Below are 23,152 nucleotides of genomic sequence, written 5' to 3'. Positions count from 1 at the left end.
GAGCTCCGCTTCCTGCATGTCAGGGGCCGTATCGAGGCACTTGCCTACCAGCCCACACGCCTAACTTCACGGCGTTGACCTTTAGGCCGTGGGGGTTGCCGGTGTGGAAGGAGCGCATCCGCTCGTACGGGCCGCCGCCGGCCTCACCAATCTTGATGTAGGGGCCGCTGGCGACGAAGTACACGCCGGCATAGCAGTGCTCCAGGCCGGGGTCGCCGAAGTCGCCGAAGACTTCCTGGCTGGCTTCGATCATGGCTTCTTTCGGGTCGCCAAGGGTGCCGTACCTGCGGATCTTTTGTCGGTATCGGCCGACTAGCCGCTGCCGGCCCCGGTATTCGTCGTAGGTGGTCATCGCTTGCGATTCTGCCTGGCAGCGCGGGTCGTGGCCAGGCCGGTCTGCGCGGTGGCCATCTCGATGCAGAGCCGTCCGTGTTCGGCGTGGTCGGCCAGTTCGGTACGCAGCCGGTCGGTGTCGGCGGCCGCGGCGCCGGCTTGCTCGGCAGCGAGCTGGGCGCGGACGGTGGCGAGATCGTGTCCGACTGCCGTCACGGGCTGACCGGCCGGGCAGAGCCGGTCCAGTGCGGCGGCGTCCGGCAGGAAGTCGGCGGGGACGCTGCTGTTCTGGAGGACAGCGATCTCCCGTTCCCACACCTCGCGGCGGCGGCTGCCCAGCGTGAGCAGCCCCAGAAGTTGCCCGGCGCTGGCGGGTTCCACTCGGGCATAAGCGAGTGCCTCCTCCGCCGCGGTGTTGAGGTCGAGCCAGGCGGAGCGGTACGGGAAGGGCCGGTCGCCGTCGTACACCCGGGCGGGCGGGGCCGGCTGGATGGCGGGGCCGAGAATGCCGCGAGCAGTGAGCCGGCCGTCGGCGGCCAGTTGCACCGCGACTGCAGCCGCATGCAGCATCGCCTCCTGGACCGGCCATGTCAGGTACTCGTACGGCTGCCAGACCTTCAGCCCGGCCCGGGCCGGGTGCCCGGCGGTCTCCCAGATGAGCTCCAGGGTGCTCCCGTCGCGCCGGCCCACCACCGGATCCGGTGGCCGACCGTGCAAGGCGATCGCGACGTTGGCGGTGGCGGCGTCCTCCAGCCGGCAGCCGTGCTCGGCGCAGCTGGTCATCAGTGGTAGCCGGCCTCGAAGCAACGGGTTGTCTCATGAGACACCGGCGAGTCTGGAGAAGGACGGCTGGAGGGGACTCACGTTCCGGGACGTCGAACGGGTACCCATCCAGTCCCAGGCCGGTCGCGACCTGACCCCGTACTTTCCCAACATCACCCCGGCGATCCGGGCGGCCATCCCGCCCGGCGTGGTGCTGGACGGCGAGCTGATCGTCTGGGAGCGAGGCCGGACCAACTTCGCCCAACTCCAGCGACGCGTCACCGCCGGCCGCGCCCTGCTACGCCTGGCCCGCGAGTGCCCCGCCCACTACGTACTGTTCGACCTACTCGCCGACGCCGGCGGCCGGGTGATCCTGGACCTGCCGCTGTCGCAGCGCCGGGCCCGGCTGGAACACCTGCTCGCCGACGCACCGCCCCAGCTCACCCTCACCCCGCAGACGGCCGACATGCGGCAGGTGTCCGACTGGCTGATGCACTGGACCGCCGCGGCGGGCATCGAAGGCGTAGTCAGCAAACGCCTGGGGGGCCGGTACGAGCCAGGCCGGCGCGGCTGGTCGAAGTTCCGCACCCGGATCGTCACCGAAGCCATCGTCGGTGGGGTGACTGGCAGCATCCGCGCTCCGGACACCGCACTGCTCGGGCGGTTCGACCGACGGGGACGGCTACGGTACGCCGGCCGCTCCCACCCCCTGACCGCCGCGCAGGCCGCCGAGCTGGCCGAGTTGCTGGCACCGCCGCGGTGGCCGCGCCGGGGCGAGGCGCACCCGTGGCCGCAGCCGCTGCCCGCGTCATGATCCGGCCAGCTTGACCGGCCCGAACCGCTGCCGTACGTGCAGGTGGAGCCGACCGTGGTGGCGGAGATCGACGCCGACGTGGCGTTCGAACACGGGCGCTGGCGGCATCGGGTGCGGTATGCGCGCCTCCGGGCGGACATGTCGATCTATGACGTGCCGCTACTGCTCGGCGAGGAAGAGGGCTACTTCGGCGACCGGAGGTGAGCGGCCGCGGGCCGCCGTCGCGCCGTAGCGACGACGTCTACCGGGTGGCCCGGGCCGACGACGGGACCGGTCGGGGCTCGTGCTCACTGACGGCCTAGCGGCTGGAGCGCCCACAGCTGATCACTTACGACCCTATTTCTATCTGCAGCAGACGGTGGTCGTTCGACCACCTTCGGTAGAGTGCTAACGCTGATCGTCGCGATGGCCGCGGAGGGGTGCGGGAACGAGTAGACGGGGCGGGGGGTCGCTCACACCGCCGACCGTCCGCCCGCAGTAGACGCCGCCCTGGACCTGCTCACCGGCGTCCTTCAGCCCGATCCTTCAGGTAACACCACCGGCGCCGGAAAGAGCCCGGCAGTAGGGCAATTCCCGGCGTTTTGCCACGCGGTGCCGACCCGCGGCCGGGGCTGGCTCGGTTGGGGACGCAGGTCGCCCGACCGCCGGCCTGCCCCGCCCAGACGGGCATGCCGGAGCCCGTCGCCGATGGCGCCGGCCTTTCCGCTACCGGACCGCGCGGCTGGGAGGTGCTCGCAGCGGTGGGTGAGGCTGTCCGTCCGGTCAGGGAGCCAGTCCGGGCCGGGGTACTCACTCCGGTGAGCGAAGTGCTGCGATCGGTCACCGACCCGGTGCGGGACGGCGTCATCACCCCGGTGGGCCGCTTTTCACTTGAGTCCGGCCGACGAACCCCACATCGGTATGGGCATCGCCGGCCTTTCTGGGCGCTGCAGTCATCCGACCGGTGGCGACGCTCTCCCATCTCGCTCGCCCCGCCCGGGCACCCGGCCGCGTGGCCGGCGGGTGGTCGAGTCCCGTCCGCGCGGCACCGGCGGCCTGTACCCGCATTCTGATTGGCCGTTGACACATGATCCCTGACCTGAGGATTACATGGGGTGGCTCGTCTCCCGGCCGTAGCAAGGGACTTTCAACTCGCTTGGCGGTGGGCCTCCAGGCGAGGACGAGCTGCACAGCTTTGTCAGGGCGTCGAAGTACGCGCAGTGTTCCATTACCTCGTTATCGGTCGCGGTGAGCGAGCCGTAGCCGTCGAGGAACTTGTCGCGTAGGTCGGGGCGGTGGGGCCAGATGCGGGTGGCGAGGCGTACGAGATCGCGGGCAGGGAGGTCGTAGCGGCTGTGCTCGAAGTCGATCAAGCGAACAACGCCGTCGTCGCTGTAGATCATGTTTCTGGGCATGAAGTCCAGGTGGCAAGGCCGGGCCGGCACCGGAGCGAGGTCGCGTAGGGCGCGCATGTGGGCGCGTATCTCGCTTCGGCGGCCGGCCGTGATCTGGTCAGCGGCGCGATGGATCCAGTACTCGGCGCGTTCAGCGAGCCAGGCAGTCCAGTCCGGTTCGAGGCGGGGCGGTCCGGCGGCATGCAGGGTTGCGAGTAGCTGCCCTGCATGCCGGTACGCGTCCTGCTCGGCCCCGGGGTCGAGCTGAAGCTGGGTGAGCGGAACTCCGGGCACGGCGGTCACCACGATGGCGGGCGGGTCGTCGGTTGTGGCGAGCAGTCGAGGTGCTCTGTCGCCGAGCGCCGAGATCCAAGTGCGGTAGCCGTGGACTTCCTGGATGTGGCGTTCCGGGCTGCGATGCACCTTGACGATGACTTCACCGTGGGGGCCGGTCGAGGCGCGTAGTGCGCGGTTGCCGGCGTGGCCGGGATGCCAGGCGACGGGTACTGCGTCGGCGTCGAGGAGGCGCTGGCAGAGCTTCAGGAGAAGGTCGAGGTCAGTCACCGTGGGTTCCCGAGGTGCCGGGTGTCGTTGTGGGTGACGAGCTGCCAAATGGTGCGGCCGAAGCGGTTGGTGGGCCGCTGCCATTGGCTGAGCGAGGCGTGGTTGGTGGCGAAGCCGAGCTGCAGGCAGGCGTTCTGGGGAAGGCCGAGTAGCAGGGTGTGGGCTGCCTCGACGGTTTCGCCGTGAGCGGCGATGAGGATTCGTTCGCCGTCGTGTCTGGCGAGGATCTTCTGGAGGGTGGTCGTTGCCCGTTCGAGGTACTGGTTCCAGGTCTCGGAGCCGTGGGCGTACGGGCGGTCGGGAGCGTGCTGGGGCGGTCCCTGGAAGGCGGTCTTGATATCCGCCCAGGGCTGGCCGTCGGCGTCGCCATGGTCCGGGCCACGGAGTTCGGGTTCGATGGTGGCGGGCAGGTGTAGGGCTCGCGTGATGATCTCGGCGGTTTCGAGCACGCGAAGCCGTGGGGTGGCGTAGAAGGCGGCGTATGGCCGGTGTGAGTGCTCGTCGGCCAGGCGGGCGGCGAGTTGTGCGACCTGATCACGGCCGAGGTGGGTGAGTCCGGTGCAGCCGCGTTCGCCGCCGACGATGCCGGCGGCGTTGCATGCGGCTTCGCCGTGGCGGGCGATGGCGAGTTCGGTGGTGGGGACCATCCGGGGGCTCCTTGCGCTGTGGTCAGCTCCGTGAGAACGGATCGGGCCAGGGCCGGACAGCGGGCCAGGGGTGCCGGTAGCCGTTGCGGCCGACGTAGCGGAGTGTCAGCAGGTGATGCAATTCGGCGAATTGGTGCAGATCAGCGGGACGGCACAAATGGGGTGCCACTGCGATTCGGTAAGCGCCAACGCAGTAGGCGAGTGTCTGTTCGTCGAAGCGGCCGTAGGTCATGGAGCCGGTGACGAGCAGTCCGGCGAGGTCGTAGCCGAAGGGGGCGAGGGTCAGGTCGTCGAAGTCGACGACGGCGACGTCTTCCCCGTCCACGAGGTAGTTCCGGACGTTCGGGTCCTTGTAGAAGGCTGCTGGCAGGCCGGGCCGATCGAGTAGGACACCCAGTGCCGCCGCGTCGACGCCCGCGGCAGCGGCAGCGCGGTGCAGGGCCGCGCGGCGTGGGTTGGCGAAGTCCGGGATCACGAGTCCGGTCGCGGTGGTGTGGGGTTGGTTGAGCCGCGCCGCATGAAGTTCGCGCCCGTGTGCAGCAGCGTGCAGGCGGCCGAGCGTCGCTGCTACCCGGGGCAGGTCAGCGACCGCCGGTGTGTGTCCCGGCAGGCGCTCGAAGATCAGATGCCGAGCGTCGCGCGCCAGTAGGCGCGGTAGGCGTACATCGGCGTCCAGGCTGGTGAGCCAGGCGTGGTGGGCGGCAGCAGCGGCACAACGCTCCGGGTCGTCGTACCACTTGACGAAGGTCCCGCCGCTCATAGCCGTATCGCCAGGGCGAAGCTGACGATGGACCGCGCCGTGTATGGCGGAGCCGGCAGCCGTTGCCGGAGGATCGCGGCGAGGGCGACGGCCCCGCCCGCCGGGGTGATCCGGTATTTCGGTGTGGTGGCGAGGTACTGAGCCAGGTGTGCCGCGTCGGCGAAGCGGAAGACATGTTCCTCACGCCGGACGTCGAGCACGGTCAGGCTGGTAGCGGCGACCTCGCGCAGGTTGCCGCTGTGGAAGCTCTCGTAGAGGCTCGGTCGCCGGCTGGCATCCGGATCGAGACCGGCGGCATGGACGAGATGGTCGAGTTCGGCGTAGCTGTCCAGCGACTTGGTGACCAGGACAGCGGTGCCGCCGGGGCGTAGACAGCGGGCGATCTCCGCGATTGCGGTGGCCGGCGTCGGTGAGTGGTAGAGGCAGAACGCGGCCACCGCCGCGTCAGCTAACCGACTTTGCAGGGGTAGGTGGTGAAAGTCGGCGCGGACCACGGAGGCCGCAGCGCTGGCCTCGTCGAGGCGGGCGCGGGTCGCGGTCAGTAGCGCGGCTGAGGCGTCGACAGCGACGAGGCGGTGGGGACGGAGCCGGGTGGCCAAATGTAGGGCTGTGGTGCCGCGTCCGCACCCGATGTCGAGTACCACCGCACCGGGTGGGATCCGCGCGGCGAGCTGGTCGGCGACCGTGGCGGCGACATCCCGTCCGCTGATCTTGGCGTGGTGCAGGGCCTGGGTACGGTGCGCGAGTCGGGCGGCGCTGCGGTAAAGGTCGCCATGGACCAGTGCACGGTCAAGGAACGGGTTGGCCGACATCGGTCGTCTCCCGTCCCGCTGTGGTTAAGGCAAGGGCTGGTGTTCGTCTCGTACGCGGTTGATCAACTGGTTGGCCTGCCGCCGGTTGGCGAGGGTGATCAGTCGAGCGTGTGGCCCGTGCTCGCGGAGAAGATTCTGTACCCGCGGGCGCATACTGCGCCGGTAGCCGAGGATGTAGCGGACAAAGTTCCAGGTGATCCGGTCGTAGACGCCTTCCTGGTGGTGTTGCCCACCTCGATAGCGCCAGCGCCGCTGGGCGACGCCCCACAGGCAGGTAGCGGCGGGTAGGTCGAGGAAGATCACCGTGTCCGCGGCAGCCAGCCGGATGGGCAGGGTGCTGGCGTAGTTGCCCTCCATGATCCACCGTTCGCCGGCGACGAGTTTCTCCTGCTGGGCGGCGAACTCGTCCTGCGGCAACGGCCGCCACTGCTCGTCGTAGTAGATCGAGTCGAGGTGGGTCAGCGGCGCATCGAGGATCTGGGCCAGCTGCCGGGCGATGGTGGATTTGCCGCTGCCGCCGCAGCCGATGATGGCGATCCTGTCCATGGCTCTCCAGGGTAGGGGTCCGGGGACGTCGCGCCGGGGCGACACGGTGAGTCATGACGCCACCGGTTCCGCGTGACGCAGGAGGCGATCGAGCACGTCAAGCTGGGTGGAGAGCCGGAACGGGTCGAGGCGCCGCAGGCATTCCGCGATCAGCTCGGCGTGCTCGCCGGTGCCGGCGATCTCGGCCAGCCAGCCGACGCGGTGCCGGACGTCGGTGGCGCTGCGGACGATCAGGGATGGCGGGACGAACGCGGCACCGCCTCGGATATCGGCGGGGAGGAGCGGCGCGCAGCCGGCGAGGACGGCCTCGAAGATCCGCTGGGTCATCTGGCCGGCGGTCGCGTAGCGGGCGGGCAGCAGCAGGACGGTGGCGAGGGCGTCGGCGTAGATCTCGGCGACGTGGGGGAAGGGGATCCGGCCGATGAAGTGCAGGTCGGGCCAGCGTGTGGTGTCGGTCCACTTGCCGGCGACCAGGTGAGGCAGTTGGGCAGCGGCGGGTGCGAAGTAGGTGTCGAAGGCATCGTCACGGTCGTACTGGTTGCCGACGTAGACCAGCGGAGTGGGTCGGGGCAGGGCCGACAGCGCGGCGGGGTCGGCGGCGTCGATGGCCGCGTCGGCGACCGGGAACAGCAGCGGCACGGCGCCGGGAGCCGGGCAGAGGGCTGGTTCGCAGACGGTGACGTTGCGGGTACCGCGGAGCGGGTCCGTGGCGCGGAGCTGGCGGTCTTTGTCCCACAGGATGGTGGGGGTGCCGAGTCGGTGGATGTAATGGGCAAGCAGGTCTGCCTGGCGGTGGAGGTCGCAGGTGTGCGCGGGTCGGCCGCATGGCGTGGTGTTGCGGCCGGGGATGGGCCAGCGCCATTCGAGGAACAGGGCGTCGATGTCGGGTAGGCCGACGTCCCAGCGGTAGAGGCCGGTGAGGTCGTCTCCTGCCTCGCACAGGTCGCGGTTGGGTTGCAGGAAGACGATGTCGTGGCCGGAGGCGCGGAGTCCGTCGACCAGTGTTCGGCGGTGGCTGCGGCCTCCGTCCGGGGTGTCGGTGATGCCGGGGCCGAGGAACCCCCAGAAGCTGTAGCCGATCCTCACTTCGTCACCCACCAGTCTTCGATGAGCAGCGCGTCGAGGCCGGATTCGACGAGACAGTCCAAGGCCATGTCGGGTGTGCCGCAGACCGGCTTGCCCTTGATGTTCAACGACGTGTTGATCAGGACGGGATGTCCGGTGATCTCGCCGAAGGCGGTGAGGACGTCGGCGAGGAAGGGGTGCTGTTCGCGGGTGACGGTCTGGACCCGGGCGGTGCCGTTGACGTGCACGATCGCGGGCAGTTGGTCGCGGGTCAGGTCGGTGACCGGGGCGGCGAGCGACATGAACGGCGAGGGTTGGTGGAGTCGGACGTAGTCGGCGGCCTTGTCGGCGAGGACGACCGGGGCGAACGGCCGGAACGGTTCGCGGAACTTGACGGTGGCGTTGAGTCGTTCGACCACGCCGACGTTCAGTGGCGAAGCGAGGATCGAGCGGTGGCCCAGGGCCCGCGGCCCGGCCTCCAGCGCGCCGGTGAACAGCCCGACGATGTCGCCCTCGGCCAGATGTCGGGCCAGATGGTGTGCGGGTTCGGCCAGACGGGTCGCGGATAGCCCGGGTCGGGGTGTGGCTGGCAGCGTCAGGCCGGGGTAGGCGGGACCGAGGTAGCAGCGGTGGCCGATGCCGGTCGGTGAGCGGCCAGTCGCATCCAGCCAGGCCGCGGACGCAGCACCAATCGCGGTGCCCGAATCCCCCGGGGCGGGCGGTACATGCACCTCGTCGACGATGCCGGCCTGGGCGATGAGGCCGGCGGCGACGCAGTTCATCGCGACCCCGCCGGCCAGGCAGAGCAGTCCGGACCCGGTCAACTGGCGGGCACGGGTGGCAAGATGCAGCATCACCTGCTCGGTGCGCTCCTGCAGGGCGGCGGCCAGGTCGGCGTGTACGGGCTCGACCGGCGCCGCCGGCAGGCGAGGCTGGCAGGTCGCGGCGGCGAACGCGGGCGCGACTCGGCCGTGCCGACTGGAGAGCACCCGCAACGCGAGCAGCGCCGGGTCGAGGACGAACCCGTCGGCGGTGAGCCGGATCGCCCGCGACATCAAACCCCGGAAGCGGGCCGGATCGCCGAGGGCGGCGAGAGCCATCACCGTGCCTTCCTCGTCGCCGCGCCGCCAGCCGAGGTGTTCGGTGATGGCCCCATACGCGTACCCGAGGGAGGCCGGGTCGTTGATCGCATGCCGCAGGTCAAGGATGAGTCGAGAGCCGTCCCGGCGGGCGTGCCAGGTGGTGGTGGTCTGCAGCTCGCCGAGGCTGTCGACGATCAGGACCGCCGCGTCGTCCACACCGGAGGCAAGGAACGCGTACAGGGCGTGGGCACGGTGGTGCTGCACAGGCTGGAGGCGGGCTCGCGGGAACCGCTGGGACAGGTCCCGCATTCGGGCCTGGTAGCGGCGGTGGACCGTGGTGAAGCTGCGGGCGCGGGCGAGAGCCCGGGTACGGGTGGCCGGCTGTCGTAGGTGGGCGGGCAACTGGCCCAGCGCCGACAGGTAGCGGCGCCCGTCGAAGTTGTACGCCACCGTGGTCACGTCCTGCGGTGACAGGCCGGCCTCGCCGAGCAGCCAGGCAACGGCATACGCCGGGTACGCCTTGCTGTGTTTGACCCCGTCGAGCCGTTCCTCCTCGACGAAGCCGACCAGATGGCCATCGACCAGGAGCGCCGCCGCCGAGTCATGCGTGTACGCGCACAGCCCAAGCACCACACTCGCGGTCATGCCGGGTCCCCAGAGGTGAGCGCCGCCGGGGTGAGGTGCGCGTACCAGGCGGTGAGGGCGGGGCCGAGCGGGCCGGGCGTGTCGTGGGCGAGATTGCGAGCCTGGTCCCGTTCACCGGCCTTCCATGCTCGGTAACCGGCCAGCACGCGCCCGAACGCGTTCCACGGGGTGCCACCCGGCAGGTCGCCGTCGCCGGAGATGACGTGGCTGAGGACGGCGTCCAGGTCGGGCCAGGCCACGGCGATCGGCTCCATCTCCGTGACTGCGGGCGTGTGGCGGAGGCATTCGGCGGCGGCCGGAGCATGCTCGGCGTACAGGTGCAGCGAGTCGACATGGTGGTGATACTCGCCGACCTTGACCCCGAGCCACCCGGCCATCAACTCGTGCAAGAGGGTGGTGGCGAAGATGTCGTAGGGGAAGCCGAGCCACAGGTCCTGGCTGCGCATGCTGGTGTGCATCACGAGACGGCCCTGCCGGATGAGGAACCGGTACCCGAGCGTGCACGGCACATCCCGATAGCCGCGGTGGTCACGAGACGGGTCGTAGATCTGGATGACGGCCTGCCGCGAATCCCGGTCGGACGACAGTTTCCGCACGACCGCGTCGAGCTGATCGACGCTGCCACCCCAGCGGCGGATCCGCGGCCCGTACGCGCCCTGCAGCACACCGTCGTCGGCGTATCGGCGCAGATTGTCGTTGAAGTCGAAGATCCACGGGTCGTCGGAGCCGGAGAGGATCCAGAGCGCCTCGGCGACCGCGAACGCCGGGTTGATCACGCGGGTGGGCGGGACGGCGACCAGCCGCCGTCGGGGGTTCGTCAGGCACAGGTGCGCGCCGACGACCTCGGTGGTCATCATGTCTCGTGGGCAGGTCGTCCGGCCGTTGAGAAGCACCGCTTGGCAGGCGGCGGTGAACAGCTCGCTCGCGGAGTCCGCGGTTAAGACGATCATGTGAGGTTTCCTTCGGGGTCAGGAGGTGAAGGCGGCGAGTCGGTCGCGGGATAGGTTGACCAGCCAGGCGGACTGGCGGGCCATGCCCTCGTGCAAGCCGACGGTGGGCCAGTAGCCGAGCAGCCGGCCCGCGAGGGTCAGGTCGGCGGACGTCGACGGGACGTCCCCGGGTTGGGCGTCCGCCACCTGGACCGGGATGTGTCGGCCCGTGACCTTGGACGCCTCCGAGATCGCGCCGCGCATGGAGACGCTCGCCCCGCCGCCGACGTTGACCACGGTGTGGCGGGTGTCCGCGTGTGCGGCGGCGATCGTGGCGGCGATGACATCGCCGACGTAGGTGAATTCCCGCTGCTGGCTGCCGTCGCCGAAGATCGTGATCGGGAAGCCGGTGTACGCGGCGAACAGCAGCCGGCCGATCGCCATGTCCGGCCGCTGCCGCGGCCCATACACGGTGAAGTAGCGCAGCGCCACGACACTGAGCCGGCTGTTGGGGCGGCGGGCGTAGGCCAGGCACAGGTGCTCGCCGGCGAGCTTGCTCACCCCGTACGGCGAGACCGGACAGGCCCGGTCATCTTCACGGCTGGGCCGGTTCGCTGGGCCGTAGACGCTGGATGACGAGGCGTAGACCAGCCGCCGTACGCCCGACCGTGCGCAGGCGTCGAGCAGCCGGTGGGTGCCAAGCACGTTGGCCTGGGCATAGTCGGCGAAGTCAGCGCCCCACGACGGACGGACTCCTGGCCGGGCGGCCAGATGAAAAACGGTGTCGCACCCGTCCACCGCGTCGTCGAGCTGGTCGGTGGATAGGTCCCGGCACAGCGGAGTGAACAGCGGATTCCCGATCGCTGCCGCGAGGTTTTCGTCGGCGATGGCATGCTCACCGAGCCGGCGGCGATCCAGGCCGACCACCTCCACACCACGGGAGAGGAGCGCGTCGACCAGGTGTGAGCCGATGAACCCGGCAGCGCCGGTCACCAGCACCCGGGCCATCATCGCTGCCCGCCGATGCCGGTCCGCTGCGCGAACACCCGCTGCCACACATGCGTGAGTAGAGGCGGCTCGGCCGGCGAAACCGCCGCCCGGCCGGTCGCCACCCGCACCGAGGCGGATGCCGAGGGGCGTGGCGTGCCCGTGCTGCTGGCGAAGGCGTGCCGCGAGACGTACAGGGTCATGGCGCCACCGCTCGACGAACTTGGCCCCTCGGCTGCCAGTCCTGGCGGACCCGTCGGGATCCCGGCGGGTCCGCCATCGCGAGGCGGCGGCTGGGAGCACCGCGCCGGTCACCCGCCCGCGCAGCCCCGATGGCGGTACGCGGAGGAGGAGTCAACCTCCCGAACGCGCATCCGGCCGCAGCCGCGGTCGGACGAGCCAACTCCCCGGCCGCCTTGCCAGACTCGATCAATCTGTCCACCATGAATCCCCTGGTGTCGATGAGAATGGGTTGGTGAGCTGGCCCGCCGCTCGGCAGCGGTCTTCGATGCTCGTCAACAGCGAACCGTCCACAAAGGCCGGGCGGTACCGTCCACAAGCCGTCCGCTCGCAACCAGGTAGTGACGGGCCGTAGCGGAGGTGGCTAGCGTGACGATCGTCGACAGGCAACGCGCGGAGGTGCTCAGATGGCCGGACGACGCTATCCCCCCAACCGGCGGCTAGCGTGGGAGAGACTCCAGCGGGGCTGGTCGTACGAGGAGGTCGCCGAGCGTATTCGTGCGGGGATGAGCCAGGCCGGAGAGACCGACACCGGCCTCAACGCCAACACGGTGCGGCGATGGGAGACCGGCGAGCGGTGGCCCGACCCGCGCTACCGCAAGCACCTGGTAGCCATCTTTGACAAGCCAGCCAGCCAGCTCGGCCTGCTCACCACCGATGAGCTGGCCATGTGCCCGCAGGCGGAGACACTGCACGAGTTCAGGAGGTTGTGGGACATGCTCACCGGAGACGAGAACGAAGGCGGCTGGGACCGGGCAGCTGTCCTGCGAGCACTGTTCGGCGCCAGCATGCTGCCCCTGGTCGTGCCGCTGCTGTCACTGGACCCGCAGGCAGCGCATGCCGACACGAAGACCACCGACCCGGGCGCGTACACCGACATCGTTCGCTGCCAGCGAGCGTTGTACTGGACCAGTCCGGCCCGGCCGCTCTATGAAGCGGCATACGCTCACACCCAGCTTGGCACCGGACTCGTCCGCGCGGCGAGCGGCACCAGCCGCACGACCCTTGCTGCCGCCCTCGCCGAATCCGCGCTCCTCACCGCCCGGTTGGCGTTCTTCGACCTCAACCAACCCGCCGTCGCGCAGCGTTGCTATGACGTCGCCCTCGCCGCCACCCGGGAAGCCGGAGACCACGCCCTGGCGGCCGCCGTCCTCGGCCACATGGCCTTCATCCCCGCCTTCGGCCACGACCCCTCTGCCGCCCGCCCGCTGGTCGACGCGGCGCTGCAGCACACCTGGCACGGCGTCAGCCCGGCCGTCCGCTCCTGGCTGCACTGCGTCGCCTCTGAAGTCGAAGCCCGCGCCGGCGCCGGAGCTGCCAGTCGCCACCAGATCGACCTCGCCTCAACCGCGATCGAGGCCAAGCCCACTCCGCCGGAATGGCTCGACTTCTACGACGCCGGCCGGCTGCACGCCTTCGCCGGCTACGCGGCCCTCGCGGCCGACGACCACCCCGAGGCCGCCAAGCAGCTCACCGAGGCCCTGGCCTGCCTGAGCGCCAACGCGGCCAAGCAGCGCAGCGTCATCCTCGCCGATCTCGCCTGCGCACACAGCGGCGACGGCGACCACGCCGCCAACTACCTCAGCCAAGCCTTGGACGCCCTGCACAACGACTGGTACGGCACCGGCCTGGAGCGGATTAGGGCCATCCGGCCCGTACTCGGGGACAGCCGGCAGGGCAGGCAGCTCGACGAACGGATCACCGCCCTCGCCGCCAGCCGAACCGCCCTACCCGGCAGCTAGGCCGCGGACTCGTTGTGCTTGCGCACCAGCTCGGGTAGCTCAGCCAGCGAGTCGAGCCGGAACAGGCAACGCTCGCTGACGGCCTTGTCGTCGAGGATGTGCCCCCAAGGGCCGCGCCGTACCAGCGCGGTAGCGATCCCGGCCTGCTGCGCGGGCCGGATGTCGTTGTCCAGCCGGTCTCCGACGTACAGCACCTGATCGGCCGGGCAGCCCGCCTCCGCGACAACGCGGTCGAAGAACGCCGCCGACGGCTTCTCCACACCCCAATCGTCCGACGTGCCGATCACGTCCACCGGCAGGTCCAAAGCGCGCAGGATCGTCTCTGCCCGTGCTGTCTGGTTACCGGCCAGGCCCACCTGCACGCCCAACTCGCGCAGCGCGGCCAGGCACGGCCGAGCATCCGGGTACAGGTTTTCCTCGGAGAAGTGCTCTGGCTGGCCGACCGCTGCGCGACGCTCCCGCTCCTCGGCCAGGTCGAAGCCGGGGCGGAAGACCTGGAACGTCTCCCGGTAGTCCAGGCCGCGAGCGATCACCGCACCGAAGACCGCTGAGAAGGTGTGCCGAGGCACGCCCAGCCAGTCCGCCCAGGTCCCGTACTCCCGGGACTCGTCGACGATCGTCTCGCCCACGTCGAAGAACACGCTCGCGATCACCCTGCGATTGTGCCTTTCTTGCCCAAAGTGATCAAGATGGGTGGGTCGGGCCCTCTGCGAAGGAAGGGCCGCCCCGCGGGGTGCAACCTCGCCAGCTGCCGCTGGGGGATGTTGGCTCATCCGGCAAGGCGGGGACCGCGGCGCTTCCGGTTGATCTTTGCCGCGACCGCGTCAGCGGCGTTCTGGTGTAGTTCCTTGGTGACGCTCTGGTAGGTGTCGCGGGTGAGGGTGGTCGTGGAGTGGCCGAGTTGCTCGGAGACGACTTTGATGTCGACGCCGGCGTCGAGGGCGATGGTGGCGGCGCTGTGGCGCAGGTCGTGGAGCCGGATCGGAGGCAGCCCGGCTTTGCGGATCAGCTTGCGGAAGCGTTGGGTGACCGTGTTGGGGTGCCACGGCCTGCCGTCGGGGCGGACGAAGAACAGCCCGGTCTGGGGCCACGCGTCGCCGGCTGCGAGTTGCCACGCGGCGCGGCGGGCCTTGTAGGCGGCAAGGACCCTGACCGTGTCGGCGTCGAGGGCAACGTCGCGGTTTCCGGCCTTACTCTTCGGCGGTTTTTGCACGGCGGTGTAGCCGTGGGTGGCGATTTGGTTGTTGATGGTGGTTTCGCGGCGGTGTAGGCGGACCTCGCTGTCGCGCAGGCCGCAGGCCTCGCCTCGGCGGGGCCCGCGGTAGGCCATGTAGTGCCACATCGGGTGTAGGTCGGGGGCGTGTTCGGCGGCGTAGTCGAGGAACTGCACGACCTGGGCGTCGGTCCACACCATCACCGGTCCGGGGATCTCGCCGGTGGTCTTCCACCGTTGCACGCGTTCGTGCTCCCACACGATCGGTAGGGGCCGGTCGGCGGGGACCTTGACCAGGGCGGCGGGGTTGGCGCCGACGATGAGTTCGTCGGCGAGGGCGTCGTTGATCGCCTTGCGGAGACAGGCGCGGATGCGCTGGCGGGTGCTGGCGCCGGTGGGTCGCATGCCGGTGACCGTCTTGCGGATCGTCGGGTCAGTGCTGGCCTTCGCGGCGGTGATCTCGTCGTTGCGCCGCTCGATCGCGGCGAACCTGTCGCGGATGTGGGTGGTGCGCAGCTTGTCCAACGGGATGTGGCCCAGATGTGGGATCAGGTGGACCCGCACGATCGATTCGTAGCCGCGGAGCGTGTTCTCGTCGACCGTGAGGTGGGTCAGCCAGCCGGTGAGGTACTCGGCGACGGTGGGCATGTCCGCGAGGGATCCGTCGCCGCGTAGCCGCTGGCGGATGCGATCCACCTCGGGCAGAGGACGTTTGGTGCGTATGGCGGCTTGCAGCAGGTCGGCGACCTCGGTACGGCGGCGCCGGTCGCCCTTGGCGAGGGTGAGCAGGTCGCGGGCGTGGTCGAGTTCGTCGGCGGCGGCGCGCCGGGTGGGCAGGCCGGAGCGGCGTAACTGCCGGCGGCGGCCTTCGACGGTGGGTGGGAGTTCGAGTTGATAGGCCCAGTGGCCGTGATCGAAGCTCCAGGCGCGGTTCGCGCGGCGCAGCTTCGGGCAGTCGTTTCCCAGCGGCTTGCCAGTGTCGGGGTGGCGGCAGCCGCAGCGTTTGAAGATGCTTCCGTCTGGCATCGGTGGCGCTACTCCGATTCGTGTGGGGTGGGTGGGCATCGGTTTGGTCGATCGACATCCACGCGTGACCGGTGGGCACGATCAAGTCGCGCAGGTTCCAGTCCGGCCGGGGTGGGACCTCCCACGCGCCGCGGGGCCCAGGTGGCCGGCGAAAGTCGGGTGCGCCCTGCTGGCGGAGTCTGCGATCCTGTCCGGTTCGGGTGCGGCCGGGTGTGGAGGATGGCCCATGTTGGTGGGAGATGAGCTGGTGAGGCGTCTGGTGCGGCGCCCGCAACTGCGGGCTGCGGCGGCACGGTTGATGGCGGCGGTGCTCGACGACCTCGCTGACGTCGACGGATCCCCGGTGTTCGCGACCGTTCCCGACTTCGGCGAGTGGCACCGCCACGGGCAGGAATCATTCGTCGCGCTCCGGCGCAACGTCTGGCAGATGCCGGACCGGGTCGCGGACTACCGGTTCCTGGACACCTTCGCCGAGATGGCGGCGGTCCGGGCTGTCGTCGCCGCCGACGAGCTGCTGCGCCAGCGGGTGGACTGTGGCGTGGGTGTGGAGTTCGCCCTCACACCCCGCCAACTGGGTTGGACTCTGGTACAGCACATCCTCGAGCCGTTGGTGCACGCCGTGCGCGGCTACCGGTTCGATCAGGACGCCTTCGATGTCGCTTACCGCCCGCTGGAGGAAGGCCTCCTGGCCACGCAGGCGCGGCTGGTCGAGGCCGTCCCGCTCAACGCCTTCACCCCCACCGCTGGCGTCGAGGAGATCGCCCTGCCGGATGGCCTGGTCCTGCGCGCCATGAGCGACCGGCAGATGAGCGCCGCGATCGGCTACCTCGCAGTTCCGGTCGCCTTCGCCGGTGGCCCGAACTCGGTGACCGTGTCACGGTTCCACCAGTGGGCCCTGACCCGCTGCACCTCGTACCCAGTGTGCTCGTCTGAGGACATGCCGGCACAGCCGACGGCGCCGGCGTTTCCGTCGCTGGTCGAGCCGGCCAGTCGGTTGGTGACCGCGCTGCGGCTGGTGTGCGGCGGGTCCGTGACGGCGACTCGCGCGATTCGCCGGCAGCCGGACGACGATTTTCCGCTGGTTCCCGGCGCGACGGCGTCACTGTCGGCGCTGCCCGCTGTCGACGAACAGCGACCGACGGTCCTCGGCCGCGAGCAGGTTAAAGAGGTACGCGAGGTCTATGAGCTCCTCACCCATCCCGCAGTCGAGGAGAACCGGGGCGTGCAGACGGCGCTGCGGCGGCTGGTCCGAGCGGGGGCCGACCGGGTACCGACCGACCGGCTCATCGACCTGATGGTCTGCGCCGAAGTGCTCTTCATCAAACTGCCGGGCCTGTCACAGGACCGCCGCAAGCAGGACAAGATCGTCGACGGGGCGGTCAAGCTCCTGGCGGACGACCCTGTCCTGCAGGCGTCGCCCGAGCGGATCGGTGCCCTCCTGCGTCTGGGCTACCGGATCCGTAACGACGAGATGCATGGCGACGACCCAGGCACGCGGGAGCTGCATCTGCTCAGCGGCCAGCCGACAACCGACCTCTCGGTCGTGGTGGATGACATCGAGCGGGTGACGCGTCGCGCCCTGGTCCGCAGCCTCACCGATCTCGTGAAGCAGTAGTCGACGCTCGCTCGCCGTGCGGCCCCAGGCCGCTGCGCCGGCCATGCGGAACCGCCTCAGGACGCAGGGCCGCCACCGGTGGCGGCCCTGCCGCGACCCGAAGGCCCACGGGTCTCGCCGCCACCGGCAATGTCGGTGCCGTCACCGGTCGGTGCGGGCGGGGCTTCAAGGTGCAGTTTCCGCAGGATCGGGGCGGTCGGGACGCGATAGTGCGCGCCGGCCCGGAACAACGGCACCGGGAAGGCGTCGCGGGCGGCCAGCTTGTAGGCCGCCGAGCGGGAGATGCCGAGGATGGCCGCGGCGGTGGCCAGGTCCGTGGTCGGGCCAAGCGCCAGGATGTGCTCGGCGGTCCAGGTCGCGGGAGGGTGGTCGCTGCCCGGTGTGGCGTTGGGTGCGGGGTTGCGGATTCGTCGTGCTGATCGCATGGGGTTGACTCCTCCTCATGTCCAGTTGCGGTCACCAGCCGCCGGGTGGATGTTCTGCACCGTCGGCCCGGGTGGCGTGGTGGGGTTCCAGAGCCTGCTCTCCGCAGGCGGCACCACCGCATCCGATTGGCGTGGTGGTGCCGCCCATTCGGGAGGCGGATGCGGTCGCTCTCGCCCTGGTCGGTTGGTGGGAACGACCGGCACCCGGATCGAAGTGGCGCCCTTGCTCGGGCGCATCGGACGATCAGAGGCCCCGTGTTTCCAGCTGCCACCGGTAGGGGCACAGCAGTAGCCGCAGGGCGGCGGCTGCTTGTTGGGGGACGACGCCGTTGCCGAGCACGCGCAGCGCGGCGGTGCGCGGCAGGCCGAGCGCCGGGTCGGTGACGTGGCCGTGGTCCAGGCCCATGAGCCATTCCACGAACGGCGGTGCCAGGACCGGTTTGCCATGCCGTCCCGGCTGGGTCGGCTCCGGCACGCGACGGCCGAGCAGCAGTTCCCACCGTGCCACGGCGGCGGCGTAGACGCCCCACCGGTCGGTGTCGGGCTGGCCGAGCCTATCGATGGTGGTGCGTAAGTCCGCTCCGCCGTCGCCGTGCTGGCCGGGCCCGCGTGCGTCGGACGCGCGCGGGGTGGGCAAGGTTCGGGCTGGTACCCGGACCGCCGCCGACGGGAGGGTGAGGTCTCCGTGCGACCCGCGCTGCCCGGGGCAGCCTTTCGTGCCGTCTGTGGCCCGGGGTGTGGGCAGCAGCACCTGTGACAGGGGCGGCCGGAACCCGGCGCCTGCCCGCCGGCCGGGCGTGCCGGTGTCGCTGGCCCTGGGCGTCGGCAGCAGCCGAGCCGCGTCGGTCAGCGTCCGTCCCTGCTGCCGGGTGGGCGTGACGGGTTTGGCGGTGGCGTTGGCCGAGGGCCGGTTGTCGGTCACCGTCGGGATGGGCAGGACGTGGGTGGCGACCCCGGCCTGGTTCGGCCGCCGGGCTGCACCGGTCGACGGGGATTTGGTCGGCTCGTGGGCCACCGCCGTCGGGGTGGGTAGCAGGCCGTGGGTGGCGCCGGACGGTTCGATGAGGTCGGGCAGGCCGTGTTGGTGGCCGGGACCTTTGCCGTCACGGGCGCACGGCGTCGGCAACGTCCGCAGCCCGTCCGAGGCGTTTGGCGGGTGTGGCCAGCAGGAACAGCCGGTCGCGGCGGTGGGCGGCGCCGATGTCGGATGCGCGTAGGCACACCCAGTTCGTGTCGTACCCGAGCGCGGCCAGGTCGGTGGCGACGACGTCGAAGCCGCGGCGGAGGAGAGCGGCGACGTTTTCCACAAAGACGAGTGGCGGTCGAAGTGCGCGAACAGCGTCGGCGACGCTTGTCCACAGGCTGCTGTGGATACCGGTGATGCCGGCGCGTTTGCCGGCGTTGGAAATGTCCTGGCAGGGGAAGCCGGCGGTGAGCACGTCGACCGGCTCGACTCGGGTCCAGTCGACGGTGCGGATGTCGCCGAGGTTGGGCACGCCGGGCCAGTGGTGCTCGAGCACGGTGCGGGCGTGCCGGTCGACTTCGGCGTACCAGGCGAGCCGGCCGCCGAGCACCAGCTCGACGGCCATGTCGAGGCCGCCGTAGCCGGTGCACAGGGATCCGATCCGGAGCCCGGGATCGTGGTCACTCACGCCACCTCCCGTGCACACCCGCCCGCCGTCCCCGGCCACCGCCACGGCGGCTTCGGTGCGGTGGGCGGATTACCAACGCCAGCTCGAACTGGCGCAGCCGCTGGTTGCCACCGGTGATGCCCGGAGCATCCACACGGACGTCGACTCGACGCACCGGGACGGGCCGGCAAGGCACGAACTGGTCTGCTCGGCTCCTGGACGTCATCCGCTCCGAGCTGACGACCGGCGGAACGGGTATAGCAGTGCCCGCCACTCATGAGGCTGGCCTCTCGGCGATCCCGCGACCGGAACCAGTCGCATGCGAGGGCGCGCTTTCAGAGGGCTCCAGGTCTGCATGAGGGGTCTTGGGTTCGGCGGAACTGGCGGAGTTCCCGGGCCGTTGGAAGATCAGCACGTCCTCGTGTGTGATCAGATGCATGGGGGTACCGGCGGTGCGGGCCTTGCGCACGGCCTGGAGTTGGAAGAACGACGGCCGGGCGACCAGGTGCCCGTCGCGCACCGCCGCGAGCAGCGCCACGCATCGCTCGGTCGGCACCAGGCCGGCCCGGACGCCGGCGGCGATGACGGCGCTGGGTAGGTCGACGAGTTGGCCGTTCTTGCGCCACGGCCGGGCGGTGACCACGACAGTTCCGCCGGGGCGCAGCAGGGCGGCGCAGCCGGTGAGGATCTGTTCGAAGCCGTCGGTGAGGCCGGTGAGGTCGCGGTAGGCGAGGTTGCCGCGGTCGGTGCCGTCGTTGTATGCGTTGTCGAACTTCACGACTCCGTCGGCTCCGGGGCGGACCAGCCCGTGGACGGTGGGCCCGTACGGCGGTGAGGTGACAACGAGGGCGACCTTCCCGGTGAGGGCGGCGGGCAGGAGCGAGGCCAGTCGGGTGGCGTCGCCGCGGACCACGGACGCCCGGCCGGTGGCGCCCTGGTGGTGGGCGTGGGTGATGTTGGCGTCGGCGATGTTCGACCAGCGGGGCTCGTACTCGACGCCGATGGCGTCGCGGCCGGCGTGGATGGCTTCGACGAGGGTGGTGCCGATCCCGCACATCGGGTCGAGCACCAGGTCCCCCGGGCTGGTGTAGGCGTGCACGGCGTGCGCGGCGATCGCGGGGAGCATTCGGGCCGGGTGCTTGACCGACTCGGGCACGTAGCGGCCGCGGCGTTGCACCGGTCCCGTCTGCTGGGCCGTCGCCCACACTGACAGCTTGTCGGCGGGCTCAGCGCGGCGTCCGTCGTCGGTGGTGTCCGCGACGGTACTGGTGTGCCGGCCCGTGTCGGCGCGGCGCCGTCCGCCGCGCACGGTACGAGAGGCGGTGTCCGGCCGGCTCGGCTCGCCTGGGCTGGCCGCGGCGGTCGTGTGATCAGGCACGACGACCACCACCCGCGTGGTGCCCGTCTGGTGTGCCCTGGCTGAAGACGAGCAGGTCCGCGTGCACCCGCAGGTGCGCGACCGTCCACCGCTGGTCGCGGGCCTGCTGGGCGAGGGTGAGCAGTTCCTCGTCGGTGACGTGGTAGACGAACGCGTCGCCCTCGGTGTCGGCGGCGACGGCGACGATGTGCTGCAGATAGCCCAGCCCGACCGTCGCGGCGGCGGCCGCTACGGGGGTGAAGTCCTGCGGCCCGAGGGTGGGGGCAGTGGGGGTGGTGACGACGAGGACGAGGCAGCCGCCGGGGCGCAGCAGCCGCGCGCACGCGGTCAGCAGCCACTGCAGCCGGATCCGGTTGGTCGCGTCGGCGGGGTCGAGGGGCCAGCAGGCCACGACCAGGCTGGTCGCCTCCTGCAGGGAGGTGCCGTGGCGGGCCGGTGCCGGATCGGTGGATGGGGGGAGGTCGGGGTCGGTGAGGTCGTCGCCGAACCAGGCCCCCAGGTCCGGCAGGTCGCTGCCATCGGACTCGGAGGCCGGGTCGGGGCGGGCCGGCGGGGTGGCCGGTCCGATGGTCAGGTTGGAGGCGTCGGTGAACCAGCCCGGGTGGTGCCGGCGCCCACCCGCGGCGCAGACGGCGGCAAGGGATTGGTCGCCGGTCAGGTCCACGACAGGGTCGCCGGGGCGGCTGTAGGCGGCGACGAGCCGGTAGGCCAGTCGCGAGCCGATGGCGCGGCCGGTGTCGGCGCCGGTGCGGGCGGTGCGCCACACGGTGACCGGTACCGGCGGGTCGCCGGCGACCAGGTCGATCAGCGTCGGGTCGACACCGTGCGGGTCGACAGGGTGGGCAGGGTGCTGCTGTGGGGTGTGCTCGCTCATGTGGATGTTGGCTCCGCGTCGCGTGCGGTGCGCTGACACCCTCGAACCGGTGTTTGTGTGCTCTGGCGAACGCCTGCCGTTCTCACAGCCACTCACCGGGCTGCCGTCGAGTGCCGCGCCGCGGCTCACAGCGGTGCGCGACCGGCCCCGTCTTCGGCGGCGGCTGCGCGATGGTCACCGACACCCTTCTGTCGTGACAGGGCCGTTCACCGATGACATCGCTGGCGCTGGCCGCGCTCGGGGCGTCGGCAGGCGTGTCATCGCCGCCGGTGTCACCGCGATGACACGTCACCCGCTCGTGAGCACCACGCCGGTATGTCACCGACGGTCCTCGTGGGTGCCAGTCAGTGCCCGCCGGACACGGCCGCGACGCTGGTGACCTTGCCGCGCGCGTCAACGCCACCGGTACCGCTGTGAGCCGCTGTGAGCGGTTGTCAGTGTCGCGTCGGCGGGTGTCTGTCCTGGCGCGGTCCCTTGCCGACGCGGTCGCCACCACTGTCCGGCAGCCACGACGAGCATCCGTGAGCGTGTCACAGCCCTGCTCAGCGACCTGCCGGCAGGTCATGACGCCGATGTCAGAGATCAGTTGCCGGGCGCGGTGTCGCGGCGGGCGGGCGGATGTGACAGCCGCCCTGGCCTGCGGCGTGAGGGCGTGTGTGCCGGTCGTGGCGTAATCGGCAACCCCGCCGCCGTGACACGACGGTGGCGTCCACCGACGGTCTTGCCTGACATTGGAGTGGTGACATGAGCGTGTCCGACACGGCCTGGCCCGCCTCGCCCCTGGACGCCGCCGACGTCGCGTTCGCGGCACTGACCACTGACCCGGCGCCCCTGTCGATCGATCTTGACATGTTCGGTCCGGATGACGGGCTGCCGAAGGGTGTCATGGCACTGCCGGCGGTGCGTGACTGGCTGCTGGCGCATCCGCGCGCCTACACCGCGCGTGACGTGGTGTGGCGGGAGCTGATCCGCCGGGCCCGCCTGTGCGGGCCGCAGTGGGTCGTCGCCGCGGCCGGGATGGCGATGCCTGCACTGCGCCGCTACGCGAGGCAGCTGTCCGCCGGCTACCGCGGCGACCCCGACGACATCGGCGCGGAGATCCTGACCGGTTTCCTGGCGGCGCTGCGCGACCACGTGGACCTCGCCCGGCCCGCGCCGTACGCGGCGTTGTGCCGAGCCGGGTGGCGGGCGGGCCACGCGCTGCGCCTGCAGGCCGGCGAGTTCACCCCGGTGGAGGACGTGGAACATGTCGTGGGGCCGCGGACGCCGAGGGTGCCCTACGGGCATCCGGACGTGCTGGTGCGCCGCGCGGTGGGCCTGGGAATCCTCGACCAGTGCGACGAGCAGCCCTACATCGACGTGCGGCTGGGCCGGCGGGCGATCGAACCGATCGCCGCCGGGCTGGGCATCACCGCCGACGCCCTGCGCATGCGGCTGGGCCGCATCGACAGCCGCATCGCCGAAGCCCTCGCCAAGGGTCTACTGACTGGAGCCGCGTCCGCGCAGGCTGCCGACGCCCTGGCATCGCAAGCCGAGCGTCGGGCCGCCCTACGGGCTGCCAGCCGGCGCCGTGCCAGGGCCTGTATCGACGTCAGCTAGGTGGTCCGCCCTGGGGCGTTAGGGTCGTACGCGGTTGGATCCCGGTGCCGTCGCCGACGGGATCAGCAGCCCTTGTCGCGAAGGCTGATC

Annotated in this window: 24 protein-coding genes; 5 read left to right on the top strand and 19 right to left on the bottom strand. The window is 70.8% G+C overall.

Going from position 1 to position 23,152, the window contains the following annotated elements:
• Positions 1-19: 19 nt before the first annotated feature.
• Both AC1WTP_RS19960 and AC1WTP_RS19955 read right to left on the bottom strand, forming a co-directional pair.
• Positions 20-352: a hypothetical protein gene (locus tag AC1WTP_RS19960; protein ID WP_481650764.1), complete on the bottom strand. Its 333-nt coding sequence runs from the start codon at positions 350-352 to the stop codon at positions 20-22.
• On the bottom strand, positions 349-1,116 hold the full coding sequence (locus AC1WTP_RS19955) for a hypothetical protein (RefSeq protein ID WP_481650763.1): 768 nt from the start codon (positions 1,114-1,116) through the stop codon (positions 349-351). The genes AC1WTP_RS19960 and AC1WTP_RS19955 overlap by 4 nt, the downstream gene beginning before the upstream one ends.
• A 28-nt stretch (positions 1,117-1,144) precedes the next feature.
• Here AC1WTP_RS19955 and AC1WTP_RS19950 point away from each other — a divergent pair, with 28 nt between their 5' ends.
• The gene (locus tag AC1WTP_RS19950; RefSeq protein WP_481650762.1) at positions 1,145-1,909 is read left to right on the top strand and encodes an ATP-dependent DNA ligase; all 765 of its coding nucleotides are present in this window, start codon (positions 1,145-1,147) and stop codon (positions 1,907-1,909) included.
• Positions 1,910-1,963: 54 nt separating this feature from the next.
• Positions 1,964-2,113 (top strand): hypothetical protein, encoded by a 150-nt coding sequence (locus AC1WTP_RS19945; RefSeq protein ID WP_481650761.1) that lies wholly within the window; start codon positions 1,964-1,966, stop codon positions 2,111-2,113.
• An 881-nt stretch (positions 2,114-2,994) separates the two neighbouring features.
• Here the strand turns inward: AC1WTP_RS19945 and AC1WTP_RS19940 are convergent.
• The 10 genes from AC1WTP_RS19940 to amcA are packed head-to-tail and all read right to left on the bottom strand — an operon-like array spanning position 2,995 to position 11,522.
• Positions 2,995-3,846: a phosphotransferase enzyme family protein gene (locus AC1WTP_RS19940; protein WP_481650760.1), complete on the bottom strand. Its 852-nt coding sequence runs from the start codon at positions 3,844-3,846 to the stop codon at positions 2,995-2,997.
• Positions 3,843-4,493 carry a histidine phosphatase family protein gene (locus tag AC1WTP_RS19935; RefSeq protein WP_481650759.1) on the bottom strand — a complete coding sequence of 217 codons (651 nt, stop codon included), beginning with the start codon at positions 4,491-4,493 and terminating at the stop codon, positions 3,843-3,845. Before AC1WTP_RS19935 ends, AC1WTP_RS19940 begins: the two co-directional genes overlap by 4 nt.
• A gap of 22 nt (positions 4,494-4,515) precedes the next feature.
• Complete coding sequence (locus tag AC1WTP_RS19930; RefSeq protein WP_481650758.1) at positions 4,516-5,253, bottom strand: phosphotransferase; 738 nt, start codon at positions 5,251-5,253, stop codon at positions 4,516-4,518.
• A complete protein-coding gene (locus AC1WTP_RS19925) occupies positions 5,250-6,065 on the bottom strand; it encodes a class I SAM-dependent methyltransferase (RefSeq protein WP_481650757.1) in 816 nt (271 codons plus the stop codon). Before AC1WTP_RS19925 ends, AC1WTP_RS19930 begins: the two co-directional genes overlap by 4 nt.
• Positions 6,066-6,089: 24 nt before the next feature.
• Positions 6,090-6,611: a P-loop NTPase family protein gene (locus tag AC1WTP_RS19920; RefSeq protein WP_481650756.1), complete on the bottom strand. Its 522-nt coding sequence runs from the start codon at positions 6,609-6,611 to the stop codon at positions 6,090-6,092.
• A gap of 51 nt (positions 6,612-6,662) precedes the next feature.
• On the bottom strand, positions 6,663-7,709 hold the full coding sequence (locus AC1WTP_RS19915; protein WP_481650755.1) for a CgeB family protein: 1,047 nt from the start codon (positions 7,707-7,709) through the stop codon (positions 6,663-6,665).
• Entirely contained in the window at positions 7,694-9,403 is a 1,710-nt protein-coding gene (locus tag AC1WTP_RS19910; protein WP_481650754.1) for a carbamoyltransferase family protein, read from the bottom strand. Before AC1WTP_RS19910 ends, AC1WTP_RS19915 begins: the two co-directional genes overlap by 16 nt.
• Positions 9,400-10,353 carry a thymidylate synthase gene (locus tag AC1WTP_RS19905; RefSeq protein WP_481650753.1) on the bottom strand — a complete coding sequence of 318 codons (954 nt, stop codon included), beginning with the start codon at positions 10,351-10,353 and terminating at the stop codon, positions 9,400-9,402. The genes AC1WTP_RS19910 and AC1WTP_RS19905 overlap by 4 nt, the downstream gene beginning before the upstream one ends.
• An 18-nt stretch (positions 10,354-10,371) precedes the next feature.
• Entirely contained in the window at positions 10,372-11,340 is a 969-nt protein-coding gene (locus AC1WTP_RS19900; protein WP_481650752.1) for an NAD-dependent epimerase/dehydratase family protein, read from the bottom strand.
• Positions 11,340-11,522, bottom strand: coding sequence for a multiple cyclophane-containing RiPP AmcA (gene amcA, locus AC1WTP_RS19895; RefSeq protein WP_481650751.1), 183 nt, complete (start codon positions 11,520-11,522; stop codon positions 11,340-11,342). The genes AC1WTP_RS19900 and amcA overlap by 1 nt, the downstream gene beginning before the upstream one ends.
• Before the next feature lie 444 nt (positions 11,523-11,966).
• Here amcA and AC1WTP_RS19890 point away from each other — a divergent pair, with 444 nt between their 5' ends.
• Complete coding sequence (locus AC1WTP_RS19890) at positions 11,967-13,301, top strand: helix-turn-helix domain-containing protein (protein ID WP_481650750.1); 1,335 nt, start codon at positions 11,967-11,969, stop codon at positions 13,299-13,301.
• Here AC1WTP_RS19890 and AC1WTP_RS19885 read toward each other — a convergent pair.
• A complete protein-coding gene (locus tag AC1WTP_RS19885; RefSeq protein ID WP_481650749.1) occupies positions 13,298-13,954 on the bottom strand; it encodes an HAD family hydrolase in 657 nt (218 codons plus the stop codon). The genes AC1WTP_RS19890 and AC1WTP_RS19885 overlap by 4 nt on opposite strands.
• A 116-nt stretch (positions 13,955-14,070) precedes the next feature.
• On the bottom strand, positions 14,071-15,540 hold the full coding sequence (locus AC1WTP_RS19880) for a site-specific integrase (protein ID WP_481650771.1): 1,470 nt from the start codon (positions 15,538-15,540) through the stop codon (positions 14,071-14,073).
• Between the two features lie 247 nt (positions 15,541-15,787).
• Between AC1WTP_RS19880 and AC1WTP_RS19875 the strand changes: the two genes are divergently transcribed.
• Positions 15,788-17,155, top strand: coding sequence for a hypothetical protein (locus AC1WTP_RS19875; protein ID WP_481650748.1), 1,368 nt, complete (start codon positions 15,788-15,790; stop codon positions 17,153-17,155).
• Positions 17,156-17,211: 56 nt separating this feature from the next.
• Here the strand turns inward: AC1WTP_RS19875 and AC1WTP_RS19870 are convergent, their stop codons facing one another.
• From AC1WTP_RS19870 to AC1WTP_RS19850, 5 genes are all read right to left on the bottom strand, one after another.
• Positions 17,212-17,580 (bottom strand): DNA-binding protein, encoded by a 369-nt coding sequence (locus AC1WTP_RS19870; protein WP_481650747.1) that lies wholly within the window; start codon positions 17,578-17,580, stop codon positions 17,212-17,214.
• A 244-nt stretch (positions 17,581-17,824) separates the two neighbouring features.
• Entirely contained in the window at positions 17,825-18,502 is a 678-nt protein-coding gene (locus AC1WTP_RS19865; RefSeq protein WP_481650746.1) for a hypothetical protein, read from the bottom strand.
• A gap of 181 nt (positions 18,503-18,683) precedes the next feature.
• Positions 18,684-19,232, bottom strand: coding sequence for a DNA cytosine methyltransferase (locus AC1WTP_RS19860; protein WP_481650745.1), 549 nt, complete (start codon positions 19,230-19,232; stop codon positions 18,684-18,686).
• 253 nt (positions 19,233-19,485) lie between these two features.
• Positions 19,486-20,598: a TRM11 family SAM-dependent methyltransferase gene (locus tag AC1WTP_RS19855; RefSeq protein WP_481650744.1), complete on the bottom strand. Its 1,113-nt coding sequence runs from the start codon at positions 20,596-20,598 to the stop codon at positions 19,486-19,488.
• The gene (locus AC1WTP_RS19850) at positions 20,582-21,463 is read right to left on the bottom strand and encodes a hypothetical protein (protein ID WP_481650743.1); all 882 of its coding nucleotides are present in this window, start codon (positions 21,461-21,463) and stop codon (positions 20,582-20,584) included. The genes AC1WTP_RS19855 and AC1WTP_RS19850 overlap by 17 nt, the downstream gene beginning before the upstream one ends.
• A gap of 744 nt (positions 21,464-22,207) precedes the next feature.
• On the opposite strand from AC1WTP_RS19850, the gene AC1WTP_RS19845 reads away from it, so the two are divergent.
• The gene (locus tag AC1WTP_RS19845) at positions 22,208-23,062 is read left to right on the top strand and encodes a hypothetical protein (protein WP_481650742.1); all 855 of its coding nucleotides are present in this window, start codon (positions 22,208-22,210) and stop codon (positions 23,060-23,062) included.
• The last annotated feature ends 90 nt before the right edge of the window (positions 23,063-23,152 follow it).

This window comes from Micromonospora sp. R311, assembly GCF_056780015.1.
The sequence above is the reverse complement of the archived record's forward strand: the minus strand, read 5'-3'. Positions and strand labels throughout refer to the sequence as shown.